This is a genomic window from Streptantibioticus parmotrematis (assembly GCF_019890615.1).
Taxonomy (GTDB): Bacteria; Actinomycetota; Actinomycetes; order Streptomycetales; family Streptomycetaceae; genus Streptantibioticus_D; species Streptantibioticus_D parmotrematis.
Genome location: NZ_JAINVZ010000002.1, coordinates 35,686 through 60,248, shown reverse-complemented (window position 1 = coordinate 60,248; position 24,563 = coordinate 35,686). Strand labels below are relative to the sequence as shown.

Genomic DNA, 24,563 nt, shown 5'->3' with positions numbered 1-24,563 from the left:
GGCGACGGAGTACCCCTAGGAATGACCAACCGGGGATGCCCCGAATCTGGGACACCCCCGGTAGGCCGTACTACAGCTCAACGAGCCTTACAGCAGCTCGGTGACGGTACCGCCGGCAGCGGCGATCTTCTCCTTGGCGGAGCCGGAGACGGCGTCGACCGTCACCGTCAGCGCCACCGAGACCTCGCCGGAGCCGAGCACCTTGACGAGCTCGTTCTTGCGAACGGCGCCCTTGGCGACCAGGTCGGCCACCGTGACCTCGCCACCCTGCGGGTAGAGCTCGGCCAGCTTGTCCAGGTTGACGACCTGGAACTGCTTGTGGGCGGGGTTCTTGAAGCCCTTCAGCTTCGGGAGACGCATGTGGAGGGGCATCTGCCCGCCCTCGAAGCGCTCCGGAACCTGGTAACGGGCCTTGGTGCCCTTGGTGCCACGACCGGCCGTCTTGCCCTTCGACGCCTCACCACGACCCACGCGGGTCTTGGCGGTCTTGGCGCCGGGAGCCGGACGGAGGTTGTGGACCTTCAGCGGCTTGGATTCCTGCGACATGTCAGTCCACCTCCTCGACCGTGACGAGGTGACGCACGGTGTGCGCCATGCCGCGGATCTCCGGGCGGTCCTCCTTGACGACCACGTCGTGCAGGCGCTTGAGCCCGAGCGAACGCAGGGTGTCACGGTGGTTCTGCTTGCTACCGATGTAGGACTTGGTCTGCGTGATCTTCAGACGGGCCATGATTACGCACCCGCCCCTGCACGCGCCCGCAGCAGAGCGGCGGGAGCCACGTCCTCCAGCGGCAGACCGCGGCGGGCGGCGATCTCCTCGGGCCGCTGAAGGCCCTGGAGCGCGGCCACCGTGGCGTGCACGATGTTGATCGGGTTCGACGACCCGAGCGACTTGCTGAGGACGTCGTGGATGCCGGCGCACTCGAGCACGGCGCGCACCGGGCCACCGGCGATCACACCGGTACCGGGGGACGCCGGCTTGAGCAGCACGACACCGGCCGCCTTCTCGCCCTGGATCGGGTGCGGGATGGTGCCCTGGATACGGGGGACGCGGAAGAAGTGCTTCTTGGCCTCCTCAACACCCTTGGCGATGGCGGCCGGCACCTCCTTCGCCTTGCCGTAGCCGACACCGACCTGACCGTCACCGTCGCCCACCACGACCAGCGCGGTGAAGCTGAAACGACGACCACCCTTGACAACCTTGGCGACGCGGTTGATCGCGACGACGCGCTCGACGTACGCGGTCTTCTCAGCCGCGGCGCCGCCGTCGCGCCGGTCCTTCCGGTCCCGCCGCTCGCCGCCACCGGCACCGCTTCCGCGGCGCTGGGGTCCAGCCATTGGAATTACCTCTCTTCGTTGCTTCCGCTAGCTACGGAGCGGCTCAGAACTTGAGCCCGGCCTCGCGGGCGGCGTCGGCCAGCGCGGCGATGCGACCGGCGTACCGGTTGCCACCGCGGTCGAACACGACCGCCTCGATGCCCGCGGCCTTCGCACGCTCGGCCACGAGCGCGCCGACCAGCTTCGCCTTGGCGCTCTTGTCGCCCTCGCCACCACGGATGGAGGCGTCCAGCGTGGAGGCCGAGGCGAGCGTGTGACCCGCGTTGTCGTCGATGACCTGCGCGACGATGCCCCGGTTGGACCGGGTCACCACGAGGCGCGGACGCTCGACGGAACCGTGCACGTGCTTGCGCACGCGGATGTGACGACGCTTGCGCGCGGCGCCCTTGTACGCGTTGCCCTTGGCAATCTTGACACCGTATGCCATGGCTTACTTACCAGCCTTTCCGACCTTGCGGCGGATGACCTCGCCCGCGTACTTCACGCCCTTGGCCTTGTAGGGGTCGGGCTTGCGCAGCTTGCGGATGTTCGCGGCGACTTCGCCGACCTTCTGCTTGTCGATGCCCTCGACGCTGAGCTTGGTGGGCGACTCGACCTTGAAGGAGATGCCCTCAGGGGCCTCAACGAGGATCGGGTGGCTGTACCCCAGGGAGAACTCCAGGTTGGAGCCCTTCGCCTGGACGCGGTAGCCGACACCGCTGATTTCGAGCGCCTTGCTGTAGCCCGCGGTCACGCCGGTGATCATGTTCGCCACCAGCGTGCGCGACAGGCCGTGCAGGGCCTTCGACTGACGCTCATCATTCGGGCGGGACACCACGAGGGTGCCGTCCTCGCCCTTGGCGATCTCGATGGGTGCGGCCACGGTGTGGGAGAGGGAGCCCTTGGGACCCTTCACCTGGACCGTGCGGCCATCGATGGTGACGTCCACGCCGGCGGGAACCGGGATGGGCAGCCGTCCAATACGCGACATGGCTAAACCTCCGTTTCCCGAGTTACCAGACGTAAGCGAGGACTTCCCCGCCTACGCCCTTCTTGGCGGCCTGCTGGCCGGTGAGCAGACCCTGCGACGTGGAGATGATCGCCACGCCCAGGCCGCCGAGCACCTTCGGCAGGTTGGTGGACTTTGCGTAGACCCGCAGACCCGGCTTGCTGATCCGCTTGATGCCGGCGATCGAGCGCTCGCGGTTCGGGCCGAACTTCAGGTCGAGGATGAGGTTCTTGCCGACCTCGGCGTCCTCGACCTTCCAGCCGGTGATGTAACCCTCCTGCTGGAGGATCTCCGCGATGTGCGACTTGATCTTGCTGAACGGCATCACGACGTCGTCGTGGTAGGCCGAGTTCGCGTTCCGCAGACGCGTGAGCATGTCTGCGATGGGGTCGGTCATGGTCATGATGGCCTGTGGCCTCTCTCGCCGCGGTTTCCTGTATGCGCGTCCCTCTCCCCCAACCAACTGCGTGGGGACGGGTGGGCGCGGGGACCTTCGGCGTAGTGATGGTCATGGGCGGCGGGCGCCCAACCCCTCTACCTTACGGGAGAGAGGAGGGCTACCCGCCCACCTATGGCTGTCAGGGCTCCGGTTACCAGGAGCTCTTGGTCACGCCCGGCAGTTCACCGCGGTGCGCCATCTCACGGAGGCACACACGGCACAGGCCGAACTTGCGGTAGACGGAGTGCGGACGACCGCAGCGCTGGCAGCGGGTGTACGCGCGCACGCCGAACTTGGGCTTGCGAGCGGCCTTGGCAATGAGAGCCTTCTTCGCCACGGCTCACGCCTCCTTGAACGGGAAGCCGAGGTGACGCAGCAGGGCACGGCCCTCGTCGTCGTTGGTCGCCGTGGTGACCACGGTGATGTCCATACCCCGGACGCGGTCGATCTTGTCCTGGTCGATCTCGTGGAACATGACCTGCTCCGTGAGACCGAAGGTGTAGTTGCCCCGGCCGTCGAACTGCTTCGGCGACAGACCGCGGAAGTCGCGGATGCGCGGGAGCGCGAGCGACAGCAGGCGGTCCAGGAACTCCCACATGCGGTCACCGCGAAGGGTGACGTGGGCACCGATCGGCTGACCCTCACGCAGCTTGAACTGCGCGATGGACTTGCGGGCCTTGGTCACGGCCGGCTTCTGACCGGTGATCGTGGCGAGGTCGCGGATCGCGCCCTCGATCAGCTTGGAGTCGCGGGCGGCGTCGCCCACACCCATGTTGACCACGATCTTGGTGAGACCCGGGATCTGCATGACGTTCTCGTAGCTGAACTCGTCACGCATCTTGCCCGCGATCTCTTCGCGGTAGCGCTGCTTCAGGCGCGGGGACGTAGCAGTGGTGGCAGTCATCAGATGTCCTCACCGGTCCGCTTGGCAACGCGGATCTTGTTGCCGTCCTCGTCGAAGCGGTAGCCGACGCGGGTGACGACCTTGTTGCCGTCCTTCTCCACGACGAGCTGCACGTTGCTGACGTGGATGGGGGCCTCGGTGGTCACGATGCCGCCGGTCTTCGACCCACGCGCGGTCTGGCCGACCTTGGTGTGCTTCTTGACCCGGTTGACACCCTCGACCAGGACGCGGTCCTCGCGGGGGAAGGCCTGGATGACCTTGCCCTGCTTGCCCTTGTCCTTGCCGGTGATGACCTGGACCAGGTCGCCCTTCTTGATCTTCATCGGTTACAGCACCTCCGGCGCGAGAGAAACGATCTTCATGAACCGCTTCTCACGCAGCTCGCGCCCGACGGGCCCGAAGATACGGGTGCCGCGGGGGTCACCGTCGTTCTTGAGGATGACCGCGGCGTTCTCGTCGAACCGGATGTACGAGCCGTCGGGACGGCGCCGCTCCTTGACGGTGCGGACGATGACCGCCTTGACGACCTCGCCCTTCTTCACGTTGCCACCGGGGATCGCGTCCTTGACGGTGGCGACGATGACGTCACCGATTCCCGCGTAGCGGCGACCGGAGCCACCGAGAACACGGATGCAAAGGATCTCCTTGGCACCAGTGTTGTCGGCGACACGCAGTCGCGACTCCTGCTGGATCACGTCTATCTCCTGATTGTCGCGTCGGTTCCCGGTGCGGGGGCCACTTGCGCGGCCCCCGACCGAGCCTGACGGAACGGTCCTGAGGAAAAACCCTCAGGGATGCATTGTCGCTTCGGAATTCCCTACGGGAATTACTTGGCCTTCTCGAGGATCTCGACGACGCGCCAGCGCTTGGTCGCGGACAGCGGCCGGGTCTCCATCAGGAGGACGCGGTCGCCGATACCGGCGGCGTTCTGCTCGTCGTGCGCCTTGAGCTTGTTGGTACGGCGGATGACCTTGCCGTACAGCGCGTGCTTGACGCGGTCCTCGACGGCGACGACGACGGTCTTGTCCATCTTGTCGCTGACGACCAGACCCTCGCGGGTCTTGCGGAAGCCGCGGGTGTTCGTCTCAGTCACATTCTTCTCGCTCATCAGGCGCTCTCCACCGTCTCGATGCCGAGCTCACGCTCACGCATGAGGGTGTAGATCCGGGCGATGTCCTTGCGGACAACCTTGAGACGGGTGTTGTTCTCGAGCTGTCCCGTGGCCGCCTGGAAGCGGAGGTTGAACAGCTCCTCCTTCGCCTCACGGAGCTTGCCGAGGAGATCCTCGCTGTTCAGCTCGCGCAGCTCGGACGCCGTGGTACCGGCCGCCATCACGACTCACCTGCCTCGCGCCGGACGATCCGGCACTTCATCGGAAGCTTGTGGGCGGCGCGGGTCAGCGCCTCCTTCGCAACCTTCTCGTTCGGGAAAGACAGCTCGAACATCACCCGACCGGGCTTGACGTTCGCGACCCACCACTCGGGAGAGCCCTTACCGGAACCCATGCGGGTTTCGGCCGGCTTCTTGGTCAGCGGACGGTCCGGGTAGATGTTGATCCACACCTTGCCGCCACGGCGGATGTGACGGGTGATGGCGATACGAGCGGACTCGATCTGCCGGTTCGTCACGTAGGCCGGGGTGACGGCCTGGATGCCGTACTCACCGAACGCCAGCTCGGTGCCGCCCTTGGCCATGCCGTCGCGCTTCGGATGGTGCTGCTTGCGGTGCTTGACCCTACGGGGGATCAGCATGGGGGTCAGGCCTCCGTTCCGGTGGTCTCCGGGGCCGGGGCCTCAGCGGCGGCGGGAGCGTCGGCCTTGGGAGCCTGGGCCTCACCGGACTGCTGCGGCCTGCGGCCACGGCCGCCGCGCTCGCCACCGCGGCGCTGCGGACGGTCACTGCCACCGGGACCACGCGACGGGCGGTTGCCCGCGCGGGCGGCGGCGCCTTCGGCGCGGACCTCGGCGATGTTCTTCACGTCGCCCTTGTAGATCCACACCTTCACGCCGATGCGGCCGAAGGTGGTCTTGGCCTCGAAGAAGCCGTAGTCCACGTTGGCCCGCAGCGTGTGCAGCGGAACCCGGCCCTCGCGGTAGAACTCCGAGCGGGACATCTCGGCGCCGCCGAGACGGCCACCGCACTGGATCTTGATGCCCTTGGCGCCGGCCTTCATGGTGCCCTGCATGCTCTTGCGCATGGCACGGCGGAAGGAGACGCGGGAGGCCAGCTGCTCGGCGACGGCCTGGGCCACCAGCTGAGCGTCGGTCTCCGGGTTCTTGACCTCGAGGATGTTCAGCTGGACCTGCTTGCCGGTCAGCTTCTCCAGGTCGCCGCGGATACGGTCGGCCTCCGCGCCGCGACGGCCGATGACGATGCCCGGCCGGGCGGTGTGGATGTCGACGCGGACGCGGTCACGGGTACGCTCGATCTCCACCTTGGAGATGCCGGCCCGCTCCATGCCCTGCGTCATCATCCGGCGGATGGCGACGTCTTCCTTGACGTAGTCCTTGTACAGCTTGTCGGCGTACCACCGGGACTTGAAGTCCGTGGTGATGCCGAGCCGGAACCCGTGCGGGTTAACCTTCTGGCCCATTACCGGGTCCCTTCCTTGCTGGCGACGACCACGGTGATGTGGCTGGTCCGCTTACGGATCCGGTAGGCACGGCCCTGGGCACGCGGCCGGAACCGCTTCAGGGTCGGACCCTCGTCCACGTACGCCTCGCTGATGTACAGCGAACCGGCGTCGGTGTGGTCGTAGTTGTGCGCGGCGTTGGCGATGGCGCTGTCCAGCACCTTGCCCACCGGCACGCTCGCGGCCTGCGGAGCGAATCGCAGGACCGCCTGAGCCTCCGTGGCGTTCATGCCACGGATGAGGTCCACCACCCGGCGGGCCTTCATGGGCGTGACGCGGATGTACCGCGCCTGGGCCCTGGCTTCCATGGTTGTCCCTTCGGTGTCAGTCATTGGTCTTCGCTATCTCCGCAGATCAGCGACGACGCGACTTGCGGTCGTCCTTCTCATGGCCGCGGAAGGTGCGGGTCGGCGCGAACTCGCCGAGCTTGTGGCCGACCATCGACTCGGTGACGAACACCGGGACGTGCTTGCGGCCGTCGTGCACCGCGATCGTGTGGCCCAGCATGGCCGGGATGATCATGGAGCGGCGGGACCAGGTCTTGATGACGTTCTTGGTGCCGGCTTCGTTCTGGACATCCACCTTCTTGATGAGGTGGTCGTCGACGAAGGGCCCCTTCTTGAGACTGCGCGGCATCTAAACCCGCTCCTAGCGCTTCTTGTTCGTCTTGCGGCGGCGGACGATGAGCTTGTCGCTGGCCTTCTTCGGCCGGCGAGTACGTCCTTCCTTCTGACCCCACGGGCTGACCGGGTGGCGACCACCGGAGGTCTTGCCCTCACCACCACCGTGCGGGTGGTCAACCGGGTTCATCGCGACACCACGAACGGTCGGGCGGACGCCCTTCCAGCGCATGCGGCCGGCCTTGCCCCAGTTGATGTTCGACTGCTCGGCGTTGCCGACCTCGCCAACGGTGGCGCGGCAGCGGACGTCGACCATGCGAACCTCGCCGGACGGCATACGAAGGGTGGCCATGGAGCCCTCCTTCGCCAGCAGCTGCACCGACGCACCCGCGGAACGGGCCATCTTGGCGCCGCCGCCCGGGCGGAGCTCGATCGCGTGGATCGTGGTACCGACCGGGATGTTGCGCAGCGGGAGGTTGTTGCCCGGCTTGATGTCGGCGCCGGGGCCGTTCTCCACGCGGTCGCCCTGGGCCAGCTTGGCCGGGGCCAGGATGTAGCGCTTCTCGCCGTCCGCGTAGTGCAGCAGCGCGATGCGGGCGGTGCGGTTCGGGTCGTACTCGATGTGCGCGACCTTGGCCGGCACACCGTCCTTGTCGTGACGACGGAAGTCGATCACACGGAAGGCGCGCTTGTGGCCGCCGCCCTGGTGACGGACGGTCACACGACCGGCGTTGTTACGGCCGCCCTTGCTGTGCAGCGGGCGGACCAGCGACTTCTCCGGCGTGGACCGCGTGATCTCGACGAAGTCGGCGACGCTGGCGCCACGACGGCCAGGAGTCGTCGGCTTGTACTTGCGGATACCCATTTCTCAGTCCTCGGAAGATTCCGGACTTCTGGACGTTCCGATCCCCGTTAGGAGACCGGGCCGCCGAAGATGTCGATGCGGTCGCCCTCGGCGAGGGTCACGATGGCGCGCTTGGTGTCCTTGCGCTTGCCGAAACCGGTCTTGGTGCGCTTGCGCTTGCCCTGCCGGTTGATCGTGTTGACCCCGGTGACCTTGACCGAGAAGACCGCCTCGACGGCCTGCTTGATCTGGGTCTTGTTGGCACGCGGGTCGACGACGAAGGTGTACTTGTTCTCGTCGAGCAGCGCGTAGCTCTTCTCGGAAACCACCGGCTTGAGCAGGACGTCACGGGGGTCCGTGAAGGTCTTGCTGGTGACGGTGGTCGCAGTCGCCTCGCTCATCAGGCGGCGCTCCCTTCGGTCTCGGCGGCGCCGTTACCGGTGAAGCGGTCGAAGGCGTCCTTGGTGAAGACCACGTCGTCGGAGACGAGCACGTCGTAGGCGTTCAGCTGACCGGCCTCCAGGATGTGGACCTGGGGCAGGTTGCGGGCGGAAAGCCACGACAGCTCGTCGGCACGCTCGACGACCAGCAGGACGTTCTTGCGCTCGCTGATCTTGCCCAGCAGCGCCTTGGCGTCCTTGGTCGACGGGGCGGAACCCTCGACGACGCCGGACACGACGTGGATGCGGCTGTGACGCGCGCGGTCGGTCAGGGCGCCACGCAGGGCGGCCTTGATCATCTTCTTGGGGGTCCGCTGCGAGTAGTCACGCGGCACGGGACCGTGCACGACGCCACCACCGGCGAACTGCGGCGCGCGGGTCGAGCCCTGACGGGCGCGGCCGGTGCCCTTCTGGCGGTACGGCTTCTTGCCACCGCCGCGGACCTCGCCACGGGTCTTGGTCTTGTGCGTGCCCTGACGGGCAGCGGCCAGCTGGGCGACGACGACCTGGTGGATCAGCGGAACGCTGACCTTCGCGTCGAAGATCTCCGTGGGGAGCTCGACGGTCCCGGCCTTGTCGCCGGCCGGCGAAAGGATGTCAATGGTGCTCATGGGTTACCTCAGGCCCCCTTGGCCGCGGTACGGACCAGGACGAGGCCGCCGTTCGGACCGGGAACCGCGCCCTTGATGAGCAGCAGACCCTTCTCCGCGTCAACGGCGTGGACGGTCAGGTTCTGGGTGGTGACCCGCTCGTTGCCCATGCGACCCGCCATGCGCAGGCCCTTGAACACGCGGCCCGGGGTGGCGCAGCCGCCGATGGAACCGGGCGAGCGGTGCTTGCGCTGGGTGCCGTGTCCGGCGCCGAGGCCCTTGAAGTTGTGACGCTTCATGACACCGGCGAAGCCCTTGCCCTTGCTCTTGCCGGTCACGTCGACCTTGACGCCGGCCTCGAAGGCGGCGGCGGTGATCTCCTGGCCGAGCGTGTACTCGCTGGCGTCGGAGGTCCGCAGCTCCACCAGGTGGCGGCGCGGGGTGACGTCGGCCTTGGCGAAGTGGCCCTTGAGGGGCTTGTTCACCTTGCGCGGGTCGATCTCGCCGAAGGCGATCTGGACGGCTTCGTAGCCGTCGGCGTCGCCCGTGCGGACCTGGGTGACGACACAGGGGCCGGCCTTGACCACGGTCACCGGGACGACACGGTTGTTCTCGTCCCAGACCTGGGTCATGCCGAGCTTCTCGCCCAGGACGCCCTTGATCTGCTTGGCAGTCTTCTGCTGCTTGGCCATCTCGCGCGTCACCTCAGAGCTTGATCTCGATGTCGACGCCGGCCGGCAGGTCGAGACGCATCAGCGAGTCAACCGTCTTCGGCGTGGGGTCGAGGATGTCGATGAGGCGCTTGTGCGTACGCATCTCGAAGTGCTCGCGCGCGTCCTTGTACTTGTGCGGCGACTTGATGACGCAGTACACGTTCTTCTCAGTGGGCAGCGGCACCGGGCCCGCGACCTGCGCACCAGTGCGGGTCACCGTCTCGACGATCTTCTTCGCCGAGGAGTCGATGACCTCGTGGTCGTAGGCCTTGAGCCGGATGCGGATCTTCTGTCCCGCCATGGCTACTCCGTAGTCCTGTCTCTCGTAACGCTCTGGGCTCCGGCGAATGGCGCTTCCCTGCCGCTTCTCGCTGACCCACGCGGTCGGGCGTGTCGCGCCCCCGTCAGGAAAAATCCGCATGCGGAATTCCCTTGTCAGGAGGTTGGGGAAGACATCCACCGGGCGCCTGGTGAGCCCCGCGCGACGCTTCCCGGAAGATTCCCGTACGTCCGCCCCTGATGAGGGGCGACGAGTACTGTGGGACTCGCTTCCGGTCCTCCCGACGGGAGGCGCGCAGCATCGGCACTCAACCGAGCAACCTGGACAGTGTGCCATACCGTTGGCCACTCGGGCTAATCGGGCCCCCGCGAGGTTGACGACCGCACCCGCCCCTTCGCCCTTCGGGGCTGCGGGGATGTTCTTTGAAGGGCCGCGGGGGACGTTCTTTGATGGACCGCGGGGGCTGTTTTCCTTCAGGGGCGCGGGGAACTGCGCGACCAGCCACATACCGGGCGGCAGGGGGCCAATCGCCGTCGTTGCTGCGGTCGGTGGGCGGCCACCGACCGGTGGTCGGTTGCGCGCGCAGTTCCCCGCGCCCCTAAAAGAACACCCCCCGCGCCCCTTGAAAGAACAGCCCCCGCACTCCTCAAAAGAACAGCCCCCGCACCCCCTAGAGAACCGCAGCCGAAAGGCGAGACCCCGCTCACCCTCGAAGGGGTGAACGGGGTCTCGACCAGCGTCAGCGCGAGGTCACTTGATGATCTTGGTGACCTGGCCGGCGCCCACGGTCCGGCCACCCTCACGGATGGCGAACTTCAGGCCTTCCTCCATGGCGACCGGCTGGATCAGCTGGACCGTCATCTCGGTGTTGTCGCCCGGCATGACCATCTCGGTGCCCTCGGGGAGGGTCACGACACCGGTCACGTCAGTCGTACGGAAGTAGAACTGCGGGCGGTAGTTGTTGAAGAACGGGGTGTGGCGACCACCCTCGTCCTTCGACAGGATGTAGGCCTGGGCCTCGAACTCGGTGTGCGGGGTGACCGAGCCCGGCTTGATGATGACCTGGCCGCGCTCGACGTCCTCGCGCTTGATGCCGCGGAGCAGCAGACCGACGTTCTCACCGGCCTGGCCCTCGTCGAGCAGCTTGCGGAACATCTCGATGCCGGTGACCGTGGTGGTGGTCTTCTCCTGCTTGATGCCGATGATGTCGACGGTCTCGTTGACCTTGAGGACACCACGCTCGATACGGCCGGTGACGACCGTGCCGCGACCGGTGATCGTGAAGACGTCCTCGATCGGCATCAGGAACGGCTTGTCGACGTCACGCTCGGGCTGCGGGATGTTCTCGTCGACGGCCTTCATCAGGCCGAGGAGCTTCTCGCCCCACTCCTTGTCGCCCTCGAGCGCCTTCAGAGCCGAGACCTGGACGACCGGGCAGTCGTCGCCGGGGAACTCGTACTCGTTGAGCAGCTCGCGGACCTCGAGCTCGACGAGCTCCAGGATCTCCTCGTCGTCCACCATGTCGGCCTTGTTCAGGGCGACGACGATGTAGGGAACGCCGACCTGGCGGGCCAGGAGCACGTGCTCCTTGGTCTGCGGCATCGGGCCGTCGGTCGCCGCGACCACGAGGATCGCGCCGTCCATCTGAGCGGCACCGGTGATCATGTTCTTGATGTAGTCCGCGTGACCGGGGCAGTCGACGTGGGCGTAGTGACGCGACTCGGTCTGGTACTCGACGTGCGCGATGGAGATGGTGATACCGCGCTGGCGCTCTTCGGGAGCCTTGTCGATCTGGTCGAAGGCCGAGGCCTCGTTCAGGTCCGGGTACGCGTCGTGCAGCACCTTGGTGATCGCCGCGGTAAGAGTGGTCTTACCGTGGTCGATGTGACCGATGGTGCCGATGTTGACGTGCGGCTTAGTCCGCTCGAACTTCGCCTTCGCCACTGGGGTCCTCCTGTGGACTGAGTCTGTGCGCCATACGCCGTATGCCGCCAGGTGATCGTTGCCGGGTTGGCGAGGACCCCGAAGGGCCTTGCTGTGACCAACCCGCGGATTTAGGTGCCGGCGGCCGGGACACCCGCCACAACCTTACGGTTTGCGGCGGTATGCCCCGGACTGCCTGCCGTCAAGCCTAAGGCTTGCCAGGGTCTCCGAGAACGGAGTCCCTTACTCGCCCTTGGCCTTCGCGATGATCTCCTCTGCGACGTTCCGCGGAACCTCGGCGTAGGAGTCGAACTGCATGGAGTAGCTGGCACGGCCGGAGGTCTTGCTCCGCAGGTCGCCGACGTAGCCGAACATCTCCGACAGCGGGACGAGGGCCTTGACGACCCGAGCACCGCTGCGCTCCTCCATGGCCTGGATCTGGCCACGGCGCGAGTTGATGTCACCGATGACATCGCCCATGTAGTCCTCGGGCGTGGTGACCTCGACGGCCATCATCGGCTCCAGCAGAGCCGGGCTGGCCTTGCGAGCACCCTCCTTGAACGCCATCGAACCGGCGATCTTGAAGGCGAGCTCGGAGGAGTCGACGTCGTGGTAGGCACCGTCGAGCAGTACCACCTTGACACCGGTCAGCGGGTAGCCGGCCAGCACGCCGAACTCCATGGCCTCCTGGCAACCCGCGTCCACGGACGGGATGTACTCCCGCGGGATGCGGCCACCGGTGACCTTGTTCTCGAACTCGTACCCGTCGCCCTCGAGCGGCTCGATGGCCATCTGCACCTTCGCGAACTGGCCGGAACCGCCAGTCTGCTTCTTGTGCGTGTAGTCGATGCGCTCGACGGCCTTGCGGATCGTCTCGCGGTAGGCGACCTGCGGCTTGCCGACGTTCGCCTCGACGCGGAACTCGCGCTTCATGCGGTCGACCAGCACGTCGAGGTGGAGCTCGCCCATGCCCGCGATGATCGTCTGACCGGTCTCCTCGTCGGTGTGCACCTGGAAGGAGGGGTCCTCCTCGGCGAGTCGCTGGATCGCGATGCCGAGCTTCTCCTGGTCGCCCTTGGACTTCGGCTCGATGGCCACCTGGATGACCGGGGCCGGGAAGTTCATCGACTCCAGGATGACCGGGTTCTGCGCGTCGCACAGGGTCTCACCGGTGGTGGTGTCCTTCAGGCCCATGACGGCGATGATGTCGCCGGCACCGACGCCCGGGATCTCCTCACGCTTGTTCGCGTGCATCCGGTAGATCTTGCCGATGCGCTCCTTCTTGCCCTTCACGGAGTTCAGCACCTGGGTGCCGGACTCCAGGCGGCCGGAGTACACGCGGACGAAGGTGAGCTTGCCCAGGTGCGGGTCGCTCGCGATCTTGAACGCCAGGCCGGAGAACGGCTCGTCCTCCGAGGCCTTCCGGAAGATCTCGGTCTCCTCGTCGCCGACCTTGTGGCCGGTGACGCCCTCGACGTCGATCGGGGACGGCAGGTACTTGACGACCGCGTCGAGCAGGGGCTGCACGCCCTTGTTCTTGAACGCGGTGCCGCAGAAGACCGGCGTGAGCTTCGAGGCGATGGTCGCGCGGCGGATGCCGGCGATCAGCTGCTCCTCGGTGGGCTCGTGGCCCTCCAGGTACAGCTCCATCAGCTCGTCGTCGCACTCCGCCGCGGTCTCGAGCAGCTTGCCGCGGTACTCCTCGGCAGCCTCGGCGTGCGAGTCCGGGATGTCGACCGTGTCGTACATCTCGCCCTTGGCGGCCTCTTCGGACCACACCAGGGCCTTCATGCGGACCAGGTCGACGACGCCGCGGAAGTCCGCCTCGGCACCGATCGGCAGCTGCATGACCAGCGGCACGGCGCCGAGCCGGTCGACGATCATGTCGACGCAGCGGTGGAACTCCGCGCCCACGCGGTCCAGCTTGTTGACGAAGCAGATGCGCGGGACGTTGTAGCGGTCGGCCTGACGCCAGACGGTCTCGGACTGCGGCTCCACACCGGCGACACCGTCGAACACCGTCACGGCACCGTCGAGGACGCGCAGCGAGCGCTCCACCTCGACGGTGAAGTCGACGTGGCCCGGGGTGTCGATGATGTTGATGGTGTGGTCGACACCGTCGACCGGCCAGTGACAGGTCGTCGCGGCCGACGTGATGGTGATGCCGCGCTCCTGCTCCTGCTCCATCCAGTCCATGGTGGCAGCGCCGTCGTGGACTTCACCGATCTTGTAGGAGACACCGGTGTAGAACAGGATCCGCTCGGTGGTGGTCGTCTTGCCCGCGTCGATGTGGGCCATGATCCCGATGTTGCGGACCTTGGCCAGGTCAAGTGAAGTGGTAGCCATAAGGCTTCAGTCTTCTCTCGGTCTCGATAGGGGTAGCGACTACCAGCGGTAGTGCGCGAAGGCCTTGTTGGACTCGGCCATCTTGTGGGTGTCCTCGCGGCGCTTGACGGAGGCGCCAAGACCGTTGGACGCGTCGAGCAGCTCGTTCATGAGGCGCTCGGTCATGGTCTTCTCGCGACGGGCACGGGAGTAGCCGACCAGCCAGCGCAGCGCCAGCGTCGACGCACGAGCGGGGCGGACCTCGACCGGCACCTGGTAGGTGGCGCCACCGACGCGGCGGGACTTCACCTCAAGAGTCGGCTTGATGTTCTCCAGCGCGCGCTTGAGGGTGATGACCGGGTCGTTGCCGGTCTTCTCCCGCAGGCCTTCGAGGGCGCCGTAGACGATGCGCTCGGCGGTGGAGCGCTTGCCGTTCAGCAGGACCTTGTTGACCAGCGACGTGACAAGCGGGGAGCTGTAGACCGGGTCGACGATGACCGGCCGCTTCGGGGCAGGGCCCTTACGAGGCATGGCTTACTTCTCCTTCTTGGCGCCGTAGCGGCTGCGGGCCTGCTTGCGGTTCTTGACACCCTGGGTGTCGAGCGAACCGCGGATGATCTTGTAGCGGACACCCGGCAGGTCCTTCACACGACCGCCGCGCACGAGCACGATCGAGTGCTCCTGCAGGTTGTGGCCCTCACCCGGGATGTAAGCGGTGACCTCGATCCCGCTGGTCAGACGCACACGCGCGACCTTACGCAGGGCCGAGTTCGGCTTCTTCGGGGTGGTCGTGTAGACGCGCGTGCAGACGCCGCGGCGCTGAGGGGAACCCTTCAGTGCGGGCGTCTTGTTCTTCTCGACCTTGTCCTGCCGGCCCTTGCGGACCAGCTGCTGGATCGTAGGCACTACTTCTCCGGTTTCTGTGTGCCGATCTCGTTAAAGCTAACCTGGGGTGTTTGCTGGCCGTTCACGCTGGTCACCGCCACGTTCCCCGACCCACGCGGTCGGGTGTGTCGGAGACTTCGCGGATACCCGCGAGCGGGTAGGCGCACATCGTCTGGATGCCGCAGTCTCGGTGTCCTGTACGAGAGGAGTGCCGCCCGGCCGGAGGCCGAGGGCGCACGCACAAAGACCCGGGGACACCCCAGGCACAAGGTCAGAGCGTACCTAGCGCATCGGCTCCGGTCAAAACAAATGCACACGCGAAGGACACGCCGGGCCACGGGCACGCGAGCCCACGGTAACGCCCGCGCGAGCGCGGGGGAAGACGGTGTCCACCGCGCGGGACGCGGCGTTCACACGGTGATACGGCACTTTCACACGGCACCCGGGGCCGAGCGTCCCCGGCGCCCCACGGTCCGAGCGTCCCCGGCGCTCCGGCGCCCGCGCCCGGGCACCCCGCTCCCCGGCGCTCCGCCCCCCGCGCCCGCCGTTTCAGGCTCCCGCGACCGACACGATGATCACCAGCGTCCAGAACACCGCGCCCAGCCAGCCGAGGACCAGGCCCGTGGTGGCCATGCCCTCGCCGGCCTCCTTGCGCTGGTGCACCTGGCCCCGCGCCACGTGGCCCAGCACGATCGCCGGGACCGTCGGGACCACGAGGAACAGGCCGCCCAGGCCGCACAGCAGCGAGGCCACCGCCAGCCCGTTGGTCGGCCGACGCGGTACCGGCAGGAAGGTCGCGGGCATCGGGGCCACCGGGTACGGCGGCGCCATCGGGGGCTGCATCGGCACCGGGCCCTGCGGCACGTCGGCCACCAGCGCGCCCAACTCCCCGTAGGTCTGCGCCCGGTACGCGGCGGCCACCCGCTGCTCGTACTCGTCCTGGCCGAGCCTGCCCTCGGTGAACGCCGCCTTGAGCAGGTCCACCGTGCGCTCACGGTCGACGTGCCCCGCGCGCATCATCGACTGGTGCGTACTGTCCCAGGAGGGGAACCCTCCGTTGTTCGCCATTCCGCCGACCGCCTCCCCCGCGTCAGGGATCCGCTACCCCCCTATATTGCTGGACGCGGGACGGTCGCGGGAGGTTGCCGCGCGATCAGGCCGCGCTGCTCCCGTACGGTCCCAGCCGCCATTCCTGCGCCCGCGCGCCGTCGGACACGGTGGCCACCCGGTGCTCACCGGACGCGGACGCCACCCAGAAGCGCTCCCCCACCCGGACCACCGCCGCGGGCGTGCCGGTCGCCCGCCTGCGCCGGCCGGACCCGGTGAACACCACCGCGGGCGGCTCCCCGTCCCGCGCGACCCGGCCCCAGACGACCGCCCAGCCCCGCCCGCGCAACGCCCCCAGCACGCTCGCGGTGAACGCGGTGTCGACGTAGGCGCCGATCACCTCGTCCCCGTCCAGCACTTCGAGCGCCGCCCGTCCCCCGGTCCCCCGCGCCGCCCGGAACCCGAGCGGCCCGGCGACGACCGCGGGCGTCACCGCGATCAGGGGCGCCAGGCGCTCCGAGTCCATGGGGCAGCCCATCATCGCCATCCTCACCGCACGCCGCTCAGGGGGAACACCTCAGCCTCCCCCACGCCCCGACCCACGCGAATCGGCGGTACGGACGGTTTTCCCCGGCCGTTCGTACGACGGATGCGGTACGGATTCGTTTCGCAAAGCCTCCGGCCGCGGGTCCCGCCGGTACGACGGCCCCGTCCGGTACGGCCGGCACCCCGAACACGAGGGGCACCCCCGGACACGACCGAGGCGGCCGTCCCCCGAAGGGGACGGCCGCCTCGTCAGCGTGCTGTGCCAGGAGGGACTCAGGCGTTGTACGGCCCGTAGTCGTAGTCCTCCAGCGGGACGGCCTGGCCGGAGCCGGTGCCGAACGGCGAGTAGTCGATGTCGTCGTAGCCGACGGCCGAGTACATCGCGGCCTTGGCCTCCTCGGTCGGCTCGACCCGGATGTTGCGGTAGCGGGACAGGCCCGTACCGGCCGGGATGAGCTTACCGAGGATGACGTTCTCCTTCAGGCCCAGCAGCGAGTCCGACTTGGCGTGGATCGCCGCGTCGGTGAGCACCCGGGTCGTCTCCTGGAAGGAGGCCGCCGACAGCCACGACTCGGTGGCCAGCGACGCCTTGGTGATACCCATCAGCTGCGGACGGCCGGAGGCGGGGTGACCGCCCTCGGCGACCACGCGGCGGTTCTCCGACTCGAAGCGGCCGCGCTCGACCAGCTCGCCCGGCAGCAGCTCCGCGTCGCCGGACTCGATGATCGTCACCCGGCGCAGCATCTGCCGGATGATGATCTCGATGTGCTTGTCGTGGATCGACACACCCTGCGAGTTGAAGACCTTCTGGACCTCACCGAGCAGGTGGATCTGCACCGCGCGCTGACCGAGGATCCGCAGCACGTCGTGCGGGTTCTCGGTGCCGGCCATCAGCTTCTGGCCGACCTCGACGTGGTCGCCCTCGGCGACCTCCAGACGGGCGCGCTTGGAGACGCCGTAGGCGATCTCGTCGCTGCCGTCGTCCGGAGTGACGACGATCTTGCGGGTCTTCTCGGTCTCCTCGATGCGGACCCGGCCCGCCGCCTCGCTGATCGGCGCCAGACCCTTGGGGGTACGGGCCTCGAACAGCTCGACGACACGCGGCAGACCCTTGGTGATGTCGTCACCCGCCACACCACCGGTGTGGAAGGTACGCATCGTCAGCTGGGTGCCGGGCTCACCGATCGACTGGGCGGCGATGATGCCGACCGCCTCGCCGATGTCCACCAGCTTGCCGGTGGCCAGCGAACGGCCGTAGCACATCGCGCAGGTGCCGACGGCGGACTCGCAGGTGAGGATGGACCGCGTCTTGACGGTCTCGATGCCGTGCGCGACCAGCTGGTCGATGAGCACGTCGCCCAGGTCGGTGCCGGCCGGGGCCAGCACCTTGCCGTCGACCACGATGTCCTCGGCCAGGCTGCGCGCGTACACCGAGGTCTCGACGCCACCGGCCTTGCGCAGCACGCCGTCCTCGCCGCGCTCGGCGATCGACAGCTTCAGGCCGCGCTCGGTGCCGCAGTCCTCCTCGCGGATGATCACGTCCTGCGAGACGTCCACCAGACGACGGGTCAGGTAACCCGAGTCGGCGGTACGCAGCGCGGTGTCGGCCAGACCCTTACGGGCACCGTGGGTGGAGATGAAGTACTCCAGCACGGTCAGGCCCTCGCGGAAGGACGCCTTGATCGGACGCGGGATCGTCTCGTTCTTGGCGTTCGACACCAGGCCTCGCATACCCGCGATCTGACGCATCTGCATCATGTTTCCGCGGGCACCCGAGTCGACCATCATGAAGATCGGGTTGGTCTTCGGGAAGTTGTCGTTCATGGCCGCGGCGACCTCGTTGGTCGCCTTGGTCCAGATCTCGATCAGCTCCTGCGACCGCTCCTGCTTCGTGATCAGGCCGCGCTCGTACTGCTTCTGGACCTTCTCGTCCTTCGCCTCGTAGCCCTCAAGGATGCCCTTCTTGGCCTCGGGCACGACGATGTCGGAGATGGCGACGGTGACACCGGAACGGGTCGCCCAGTAGAAACCGGCCGCCTTGAGGTTGTCCAGGGTCGCCGCGACGGCGACCTTGGGGTAGCGCTCGGCCAGGTCGTTGACGATCTCGGAGAGCTGCTTCTTGCCCACCGAGTAGTCGACGAACGGGTAGTCCTCGGGCAGCAGCTCGTTGAAGAGCGCGCGGCCCAGCGAGGTGCGCAGACGGAACGGGTCGCCCGGCTGCCAGGGCTCCTCGCCCTCCTCGCGCGCCGGCGGCTCCCAGCCGCGGGGCGGCATGGTGCCGACGGGGAAGCGGATGTCCACCTTCGCCTGGAGCGACAGCTCGCGGGCGTCGAAGGCCATGATCGCCTCGGCGACCGAGCCGAACGCCCGGCCCTCGCCCTTGACCTCGCGCTCCGCCTCGTCCGTGGTGAGGAAGAACAGACCCAGGACCATGTCCTGCGTCGGCATCGTCACCGGACGGCCGTCGGCGGGCTTGAGGATGTTGTTCGAGGACAGCATCAGGATGCGGGCCTCGGCCTGCGCCTCCGCGGACAGCGGCAGGTGCACGGCCATCTGGTCACCGTCGAAGTCCGCGTTGAACGCGGTGCACACGAGCGGGTGGATCTGGATGGCCTTGCCCTCGACCAGCTGCGGCTCGAAGGCCTGGATGCCGAGGCGGTGCAGGGTCGGCGCGCGGTTGAGCAGCACCGGGTGCTCGGCGATGACCTCTTCGAGGACGTCGTACACCACGGTGCGGCCGCGCTCGACCATGCGCTTGGCCGACTTGATGTTCTGCGCGTGGTTGAGGTCCACCAGGCGCTTCATCACGAACGGCTTGAACAGCTCCAGCGCCATCGCCTTGGGCAGACCGCACTGGTGCAGCTTCAGCTGCGGGCCGACGACGATCACGGAACGGGCCGAGTAGTCGACGCGCTTGCCCAGCAGGTTCTGGCGGAAGCGGCCCTGCTTGCCCTTGAGCATGTCGGACAGCGACTTCAGCGGACGGTTGCCGGGGCCCGTGACCGGGCGGCCGCGGCGGCCGTTGTCGAAGAGCGCGTCGACGGCCTCCTGAAGCATGCGCTTCTCGTTGTTCACGATGATCTCGGGGGCACCGAGGTCCAGGAGCCGCTTGAGGCGGTTGTTGCGGTTGATGACACGGCGGTACAGGTCGTTCAGGTCGGAGGTCGCGAAGCGGCCACCGTCCAGCTGCACCATCGGACGCAGGTCCGGCGGGATGACCGGGACGCAGTCCAGCACCATGCCGTTGGGGCTGTTGCGGGTCTGCAGGAACGCGGAGACGACCTTGAGGCGCTTGAGCGCGCGGGTCTTCTTCTGGCCCTTGCCGGTCCGGATGATCTCGCGGAGCTTCTCGGCCTCTTCGTCCAGGTCGAAGGACTCCAGGCGCTTCTGCAGCGCCGCGGCACCCATGCCGCCCATGAAGTAGGTGCCGAAGCGGTCGCGCAGCTCGCGGTAGAGCAGCTCGTCGCCCTCCAGGTCCTGGACCTTGAGGGACTTGAAGCGGCTCCACACCTCGTCGAGGCGGTCGATCTCGCGCTGGGCGCGGTCGCGCAGCTGCTTCATCTCGCGCTCGGCGCCCTCGCGCACCTTGCGGCGCACGTCCGCCTTGGCGCCCTCGGACTCCAGCTCCGCGAGGTCCGCCTCCAGCTTCTTCTGGCGGGCCTCGACGTCGGCGTCGCGACGCTGCTCGACCTGCTGGCGCTCCACGGAGACCTGGGCCTCCAGGGACGGCAGGTCGCGCGTGCGGCGCTCCTCGTCCACCCACGTGATCATGTAGGCGGCGAAGTAGATGACCTTCTCCAGGTCCTTCGGGGCGAGGTCGAGCAGGTAGCCCAGCCGCGACGGAACGCCCTTGAAGTACCAGATGTGGGTCACGGGGGCGGCCAGCTCGATGTGGCCCATCCGCTCACGGCGCACCTTGGCGCGGGTCACCTCGACGCCGCAGCGCTCACAGATGATGCCCTTGAAGCGGACGCGCTTGTACTTGCCGCAGTAGCACTCCCAGTCCCGGGTGGGGCCGAAGATCTTCTCGCAGAAGAGTCCGTCCTTTTCGGGCTTGAGCGTGCGGTAGTTGATGGTCTCAGGCTTCTTGACCTCGCCGTGCGACCACTGACGGATGTCGTCCGCGGTGGCCAGGCCGATCCGCAGCTCGTCGAAGAAGTTGACGTCGAGCACTTGTCGTCAATCCCACCTTCGTGGTTACCCGACACACAGACGCTGTCGGGGTCGTGTCTCAATCATGGTCTGAACGGGTCCGGGAGCGCCGCCGGGCCTCCTCCTCGGTGGAGGCCCGGCCGGCAACCCGTCAGACCTCTTCGACGCTGCTCGGCTCGCGCCGGGACAGGTCGATACCCAGCTCTTCCGCGGCGCGGAAGACGTCCTCGTCGGTGTCACGCATTTCGATGGACATACCGTCGCTGGACAGCACCTCCACGTTGAGGCAGAGCGACTGCATCTCCTTGATGAGCACCTTGAAGGACTCGGGGATGCCGGGCTCGGGGATGTTCTCGCCCTTGACGATGGCCTCGTAGACCTTGACGCGGCCGAGGACGTCGTCCGACTTGATGGTCAGCAGCTCCTGGAGGGCGTAGGCGGCGCCGTAGGCCTCCAGGGCCCAGACCTCCATCTCGCCGAAGCGCTGGCCACCGAACTGGGCCTTACCACCCAGCGGCTGCTGGGTGATCATCGAGTACGGACCGGTGGAGCGGGCGTGCAGCTTGTCGTCCACCAGGTGGTGCAGCTTGAGGATGTACATGTAGCCGACCGAGATCGGCTCCGGGAACGGCTCGCCGGAGCGGCCGTCGAAAAGCCGGGCCTTGCCGGAGGGCAGGACCATGCGGTCGCCGTCGCGGTTGGGGACCGTGGCCTCGAAGAGACCGGCGATCTCGTCCTCGCGGGCGCCGTCGAAGACCGGGGTGGCCACGTTGGTGTCGGGCTCGACCTGGCCGGCGCCGATGGCGTCGAGCCTGCTGGCCCACTCCTCCGCGATCCCCGAGACGTCCCAGCCCTGCTTGGCGAGCCAGCCCAGGTGGATCTCCAGGACCTGGCCGGGGTTCATCCGGGAGGGGACGCCCAGCGGGTTCAGGATGATGTCGACCGGGCTGCCGTCCTCCAGGAACGGCATGTCCTCGACGGGCAGGATCTTGGAGATGACGCCCTTGTTGCCGTGGCGGCCGGCGAGCTTGTCACCGTCGGTGATCTTGCGCTTCTGGGCCACGTAGACGCGGACCAGCTGGTTGACGCCCGGCGGCAGCTCGTCGCCCTCCTCGCGGTCGAAGACGCGCACGCCGATGACCTTGCCGGTCTCGCCGTGCGGCACCTTCAGCGAGGTGTCGCGGACCTCACGGGCCTTCTCGCCGAAGATCGCGCGCAGCAGCCGCTCCTCCGGGGTCAGCTCGGTCTCGCCCTTCGGGGTGACCTTGCCGACCAGGATGTCGCCGGCGACGACCTCGGCACCGATGCGGATGATGCCGCGCTCGTCGAGGTCGGCGAGGACCTCCTCGGAGACGTTCGGGATGTCCCGGGTGATCTCCTCGGGGCCCAGCTTGGTGTCGCGGGCGTCGACCTCGTGCTCCTCGATGTGGATCGAGGACAGGACGTCGTCCTGCACGAGGCGCTGCGACAGGATGATCGCGTCCTCGTAGTTGTGGCCCTCCCACGGCATGAACGCGACCAGCAGGTTCTTGCCGAGCGCCATCTCGCCCTGCTCGGTCGAGGGACCGTCGGCGAGCACCTGGCCGGCCACCACGCGGGCGCCCTCGTCCACGACGACCTTCTGGTTGAAGGACGTGCCCTGGTTGGAGCGGGAGAACTTGGCGACCCGGTACGTGGTGTACGTGCCGTCGTCGTTGGCCACGGTGATGTAGTCGGCGGAGACCTCCTGGACCACGCCGTCCTTCTCCGCGGTGATGACGTCACCGGCGTCGACCGCGGCGCGGTACTCGATGCCGGTGCCGACCAGCGGCGACTCCGACTTCAGCAGCGGCACGGCCTGGCGCATCATGTTGGAGCCCATGAGCGCGCGGTTGGCGTCGTCGTGCTCCAGGAACGGGATCATGGCGGTCGCGACCGACACCATCTGGCGCGGCGAGACGTCCATGTAGTCCACGTCGTCGGCCGGCACGAGGTCGACCTCGCCGCCGCGGCGGCGGACCAGGACGCGGCCCTCGGTGAACACGCCTTCGTCGTTCAGCGCGGCGTTGGCCTGCGCGATCAGGAAGCGGTCCTCCTCGTCGGCGGTCAGGTAGTGCACCTCTTCGGTGACCGTGCCGTCGACGACCTTGCGGTACGGGGTCTCGATGAAGCCGAACGCGTTGACCCGGCCGTACGAGGCGAGCGAGCCGATCAGACCGATGTTCGGGCCTTCCGGCGTCTCGATCGGGCACATGCGGCCGTAGTGCGAGGGGTGCACGTCACGGACGTCCAGGCCCGCCCGCTCACGGGACAGACCACCGGGGCCCAGCGCGGAGAGGCGGCGCTTGTGGGTCAGGCCCGACAGCGGGTTGGTCTGGTCCATGAACTGCGACAGCTGGCTGGTGCCGAAGAACTCCTTGATGGAGGCGACGACCGGCCGGATGTTGATCAGGGTCTGCGGCGTGATCGCCTCGACGTCCTGGGTGGTCATCCGCTCGCGGACGACGCGCTCCATGCGGGCCAGGCCGGTGCGGACCTGGTTCTGGATGAGCTCGCCGACGTTGCGCAGACGGCGGTTGCCGAAGTGGTCGATGTCGTCGACCTCGACGACCACGCTCTGGCCACCCTCGGTGACCGTCTCGGTCTCGCCCGCGTGCAGCTTCACCAGGTACTTGATCGTCGCGAGGATGTCCTCGACGGTCAGCACACCGGCGTCGAGGCCGGTCTCGGTGCCCAGCTTCTTGTTGACCTTGTAGCGGCCGACCTTGGCCAGGTCGTAGCGCTTGGGGTTGAAGTAGAGGTTCTCCAGCAGCGTCTGGGCGGCCTCACGCGTCGGCGGCTCGCCCGGGCGCAGCTTGCGGTAGATGTCGAGCAGCGCGTCGTCCTGGCCCTGGGTGTGGTCCTTCTCCAGGGTGGCGCGCATCGACTCGTACTCGCCGAACTCCTCGAGGATCTGCTCGGTGGTCCAGCCCAGCGCCTTCAGCAGCACGGTGACCGACTGCTTGCGCTTGCGGTCGATGCGGACACCGACCATGTCGCGCTTGTCGATCTCCAGCTCCAGCCAGGCACCGCGGGAGGGGATGACCTTGGCCGAGAAGATGTCCTTGTCGGACGTCTTGTCGATGGTGGAGTCGAAGTAGACGCCCGGCGAGCGGACCAGCTGCGAGACGACGACACGCTCGGTGCCGTTGATGCAGAAGGTGCCCTTGTTGGTCATGAGCGGGAAGTCGCCCATGAAGACCGTCTGGGACTTGATCTCGCCGGTCTCGTTGTTCGTGAACTCGGCGGTGACGAAGAGCGGGGCCGCGTACGTGAAGTCGCGCTCCTTGCACTCGTCGATGGAGTTCTTCGGCGGCTCGAAGCGGTGGTCGCGGAAGGTCAGCGACATCGACCCGGAGAAGTCCTCGATCGGGGAGATCTCCTCGAAGATCTCCTCCAGACCGGACTTGGTGGGGACGTCCTGTCCGCTGTCCAGCGCCGCCTCGACGCGAGCCTTCCAGGCGGCATTGCCGAGCAGCCAGTCGAAGCTCTCGGTCTGCAGTGCGAGAAGGTTCGGAACCTCCAGCGGTTCCTTGATCTTCGCGAAAGAGATGCGCAGCGGGGCGGTGCTGGCGCCGTTGTTCGTATTGGCAGTCGAGGCGTTGCGCGAGGCGGCCAAGAGGGGGTCCTTCCGAGGGCTCGGACTCACTACGCGCGTACCGGTCCCCCCTGAGCACACAGGCGACGTCCCGGATGAGGGGATGTCTCCATGTCGGTTCAGTGCTCAGACGTGGTGCTTGTCCCTGGTGACGGGCCAGGCAACAGCTAACAGGCAGCGCAAAGGGTCAGTGTAGCCACTTGGCACACTGATGTCCAGAGCAGAGATTCGGGGACCGAATCATCTCCCCCTCGTCATCCGGCGGAACCGGCACTCGACCA

29 protein-coding genes are annotated in these 24,563 nt (G+C 67.5%); all 29 read right to left on the bottom strand.

The window, feature by feature from the left end; translation table 11 throughout:
* Positions 1–87: 87 nt before the first annotated feature.
* The 29 genes from rplO to rpoB all read right to left on the bottom strand — a co-directional run bounded on the left by rplO (position 88) and on the right by rpoB (position 24,303).
* Positions 88–546 (bottom strand): 50S ribosomal protein L15, encoded by a 459-nt coding sequence (rplO, locus tag K7472_RS03015; protein WP_109451327.1) that lies wholly within the window; start codon positions 544–546, stop codon positions 88–90.
* Between the two features lies 1 nt (position 547).
* Entirely contained in the window at positions 548–730 is a 183-nt protein-coding gene (gene rpmD / locus K7472_RS03010) for a 50S ribosomal protein L30 (protein WP_109451325.1), read from the bottom strand.
* Positions 731–732: 2 nt separating this feature from the next.
* Complete coding sequence (rpsE, locus tag K7472_RS03005) at positions 733–1,338, bottom strand: 30S ribosomal protein S5 (protein WP_222973633.1); 606 nt, start codon at positions 1,336–1,338, stop codon at positions 733–735.
* Positions 1,339–1,381: 43 nt separating this feature from the next.
* Entirely contained in the window at positions 1,382–1,765 is a 384-nt protein-coding gene (rplR, locus tag K7472_RS03000) for a 50S ribosomal protein L18 (RefSeq protein ID WP_109451321.1), read from the bottom strand.
* A 3-nt stretch (positions 1,766–1,768) separates the two neighbouring features.
* Entirely contained in the window at positions 1,769–2,308 is a 540-nt protein-coding gene (rplF, locus tag K7472_RS02995; RefSeq protein ID WP_109451319.1) for a 50S ribosomal protein L6, read from the bottom strand.
* 22 nt (positions 2,309–2,330) lie between these two features.
* Positions 2,331–2,729, bottom strand: a complete 399-nt coding sequence (rpsH, locus tag K7472_RS02990) for a 30S ribosomal protein S8 (RefSeq protein WP_109451317.1) — start codon at positions 2,727–2,729, stop codon at positions 2,331–2,333.
* 187 nt (positions 2,730–2,916) lie between these two features.
* The gene (locus K7472_RS02985) at positions 2,917–3,102 is read right to left on the bottom strand and encodes a type Z 30S ribosomal protein S14 (RefSeq protein ID WP_003956452.1); all 186 of its coding nucleotides are present in this window, start codon (positions 3,100–3,102) and stop codon (positions 2,917–2,919) included.
* 3 nt (positions 3,103–3,105) lie between these two features.
* The gene (gene rplE, locus K7472_RS02980) at positions 3,106–3,669 is read right to left on the bottom strand and encodes a 50S ribosomal protein L5 (RefSeq protein WP_222973628.1); all 564 of its coding nucleotides are present in this window, start codon (positions 3,667–3,669) and stop codon (positions 3,106–3,108) included.
* Positions 3,669–3,992: a 50S ribosomal protein L24 gene (gene rplX / locus K7472_RS02975; protein WP_222973625.1), complete on the bottom strand. Its 324-nt coding sequence runs from the start codon at positions 3,990–3,992 to the stop codon at positions 3,669–3,671. The genes rplE and rplX overlap by 1 nt, the downstream gene beginning before the upstream one ends.
* 3 nt (positions 3,993–3,995) lie before the next feature.
* On the bottom strand, positions 3,996–4,364 hold the full coding sequence (rplN, locus tag K7472_RS02970) for a 50S ribosomal protein L14 (RefSeq protein WP_109451312.1): 369 nt from the start codon (positions 4,362–4,364) through the stop codon (positions 3,996–3,998).
* A 131-nt stretch (positions 4,365–4,495) separates the two neighbouring features.
* Positions 4,496–4,777, bottom strand: a complete 282-nt coding sequence (rpsQ, locus tag K7472_RS02965) for a 30S ribosomal protein S17 (protein ID WP_222973623.1) — start codon at positions 4,775–4,777, stop codon at positions 4,496–4,498.
* Positions 4,777–5,001, bottom strand: coding sequence for a 50S ribosomal protein L29 (gene rpmC / locus K7472_RS02960; RefSeq protein ID WP_222973622.1), 225 nt, complete (start codon positions 4,999–5,001; stop codon positions 4,777–4,779). Before rpmC ends, rpsQ begins: the two co-directional genes overlap by 1 nt.
* Positions 5,001–5,420, bottom strand: a complete 420-nt coding sequence (gene rplP / locus K7472_RS02955) for a 50S ribosomal protein L16 (protein WP_109451307.1) — start codon at positions 5,418–5,420, stop codon at positions 5,001–5,003. The genes rpmC and rplP overlap by 1 nt, the downstream gene beginning before the upstream one ends.
* Before the next feature lie 5 nt (positions 5,421–5,425).
* Positions 5,426–6,262, bottom strand: a complete 837-nt coding sequence (rpsC, locus tag K7472_RS02950; RefSeq protein ID WP_222973621.1) for a 30S ribosomal protein S3 — start codon at positions 6,260–6,262, stop codon at positions 5,426–5,428.
* A complete protein-coding gene (gene rplV / locus K7472_RS02945; RefSeq protein WP_109451303.1) occupies positions 6,262–6,609 on the bottom strand; it encodes a 50S ribosomal protein L22 in 348 nt (115 codons plus the stop codon). Before rplV ends, rpsC begins: the two co-directional genes overlap by 1 nt.
* Positions 6,610–6,655: 46 nt before the next feature.
* On the bottom strand, positions 6,656–6,937 hold the full coding sequence (gene rpsS / locus K7472_RS02940; RefSeq protein ID WP_033177798.1) for a 30S ribosomal protein S19: 282 nt from the start codon (positions 6,935–6,937) through the stop codon (positions 6,656–6,658).
* Between the two features lie 12 nt (positions 6,938–6,949).
* Complete coding sequence (gene rplB / locus K7472_RS02935; RefSeq protein ID WP_109451301.1) at positions 6,950–7,786, bottom strand: 50S ribosomal protein L2; 837 nt, start codon at positions 7,784–7,786, stop codon at positions 6,950–6,952.
* Positions 7,787–7,833: 47 nt separating this feature from the next.
* Positions 7,834–8,166, bottom strand: a complete 333-nt coding sequence (rplW, locus tag K7472_RS02930; protein WP_222973620.1) for a 50S ribosomal protein L23 — start codon at positions 8,164–8,166, stop codon at positions 7,834–7,836.
* On the bottom strand, positions 8,166–8,816 hold the full coding sequence (rplD, locus tag K7472_RS02925; protein WP_222973619.1) for a 50S ribosomal protein L4: 651 nt from the start codon (positions 8,814–8,816) through the stop codon (positions 8,166–8,168). Before rplD ends, rplW begins: the two co-directional genes overlap by 1 nt.
* 8 nt (positions 8,817–8,824) lie before the next feature.
* Complete coding sequence (gene rplC / locus K7472_RS02920; RefSeq protein WP_222973617.1) at positions 8,825–9,487, bottom strand: 50S ribosomal protein L3; 663 nt, start codon at positions 9,485–9,487, stop codon at positions 8,825–8,827.
* Between the two features lie 13 nt (positions 9,488–9,500).
* Positions 9,501–9,809, bottom strand: a complete 309-nt coding sequence (gene rpsJ, locus K7472_RS02915; RefSeq protein WP_073492397.1) for a 30S ribosomal protein S10 — start codon at positions 9,807–9,809, stop codon at positions 9,501–9,503.
* Between the two features lie 729 nt (positions 9,810–10,538).
* Positions 10,539–11,732, bottom strand: a complete 1,194-nt coding sequence (tuf, locus tag K7472_RS02910) for an elongation factor Tu (RefSeq protein WP_222973616.1) — start codon at positions 11,730–11,732, stop codon at positions 10,539–10,541.
* 222 nt (positions 11,733–11,954) lie between these two features.
* Entirely contained in the window at positions 11,955–14,057 is a 2,103-nt protein-coding gene (gene fusA, locus K7472_RS02905; RefSeq protein ID WP_222973615.1) for an elongation factor G, read from the bottom strand.
* A gap of 39 nt (positions 14,058–14,096) precedes the next feature.
* The gene (rpsG, locus tag K7472_RS02900) at positions 14,097–14,567 is read right to left on the bottom strand and encodes a 30S ribosomal protein S7 (RefSeq protein ID WP_222973613.1); all 471 of its coding nucleotides are present in this window, start codon (positions 14,565–14,567) and stop codon (positions 14,097–14,099) included.
* A 3-nt stretch (positions 14,568–14,570) separates the two neighbouring features.
* Positions 14,571–14,942, bottom strand: coding sequence for a 30S ribosomal protein S12 (rpsL, locus tag K7472_RS02895; RefSeq protein WP_014144289.1), 372 nt, complete (start codon positions 14,940–14,942; stop codon positions 14,571–14,573).
* Between the two features lie 528 nt (positions 14,943–15,470).
* Positions 15,471–15,989: a DUF1707 and DUF4190 domain-containing protein gene (locus K7472_RS02890; RefSeq protein WP_252395023.1), complete on the bottom strand. Its 519-nt coding sequence runs from the start codon at positions 15,987–15,989 to the stop codon at positions 15,471–15,473.
* Between the two features lie 85 nt (positions 15,990–16,074).
* Positions 16,075–16,494: a hypothetical protein gene (locus K7472_RS02885; protein WP_222973612.1), complete on the bottom strand. Its 420-nt coding sequence runs from the start codon at positions 16,492–16,494 to the stop codon at positions 16,075–16,077.
* Between the two features lie 293 nt (positions 16,495–16,787).
* Positions 16,788–20,687, bottom strand: coding sequence for a DNA-directed RNA polymerase subunit beta' (locus K7472_RS02880; RefSeq protein ID WP_222973611.1), 3,900 nt, complete (start codon positions 20,685–20,687; stop codon positions 16,788–16,790).
* Positions 20,688–20,817: 130 nt separating this feature from the next.
* Positions 20,818–24,303 carry a DNA-directed RNA polymerase subunit beta gene (gene rpoB, locus K7472_RS02875; RefSeq protein WP_222973610.1) on the bottom strand — a complete coding sequence of 1,162 codons (3,486 nt, stop codon included), beginning with the start codon at positions 24,301–24,303 and terminating at the stop codon, positions 20,818–20,820.
* Between the last annotated feature and the right edge of the window lie 260 nt (positions 24,304–24,563).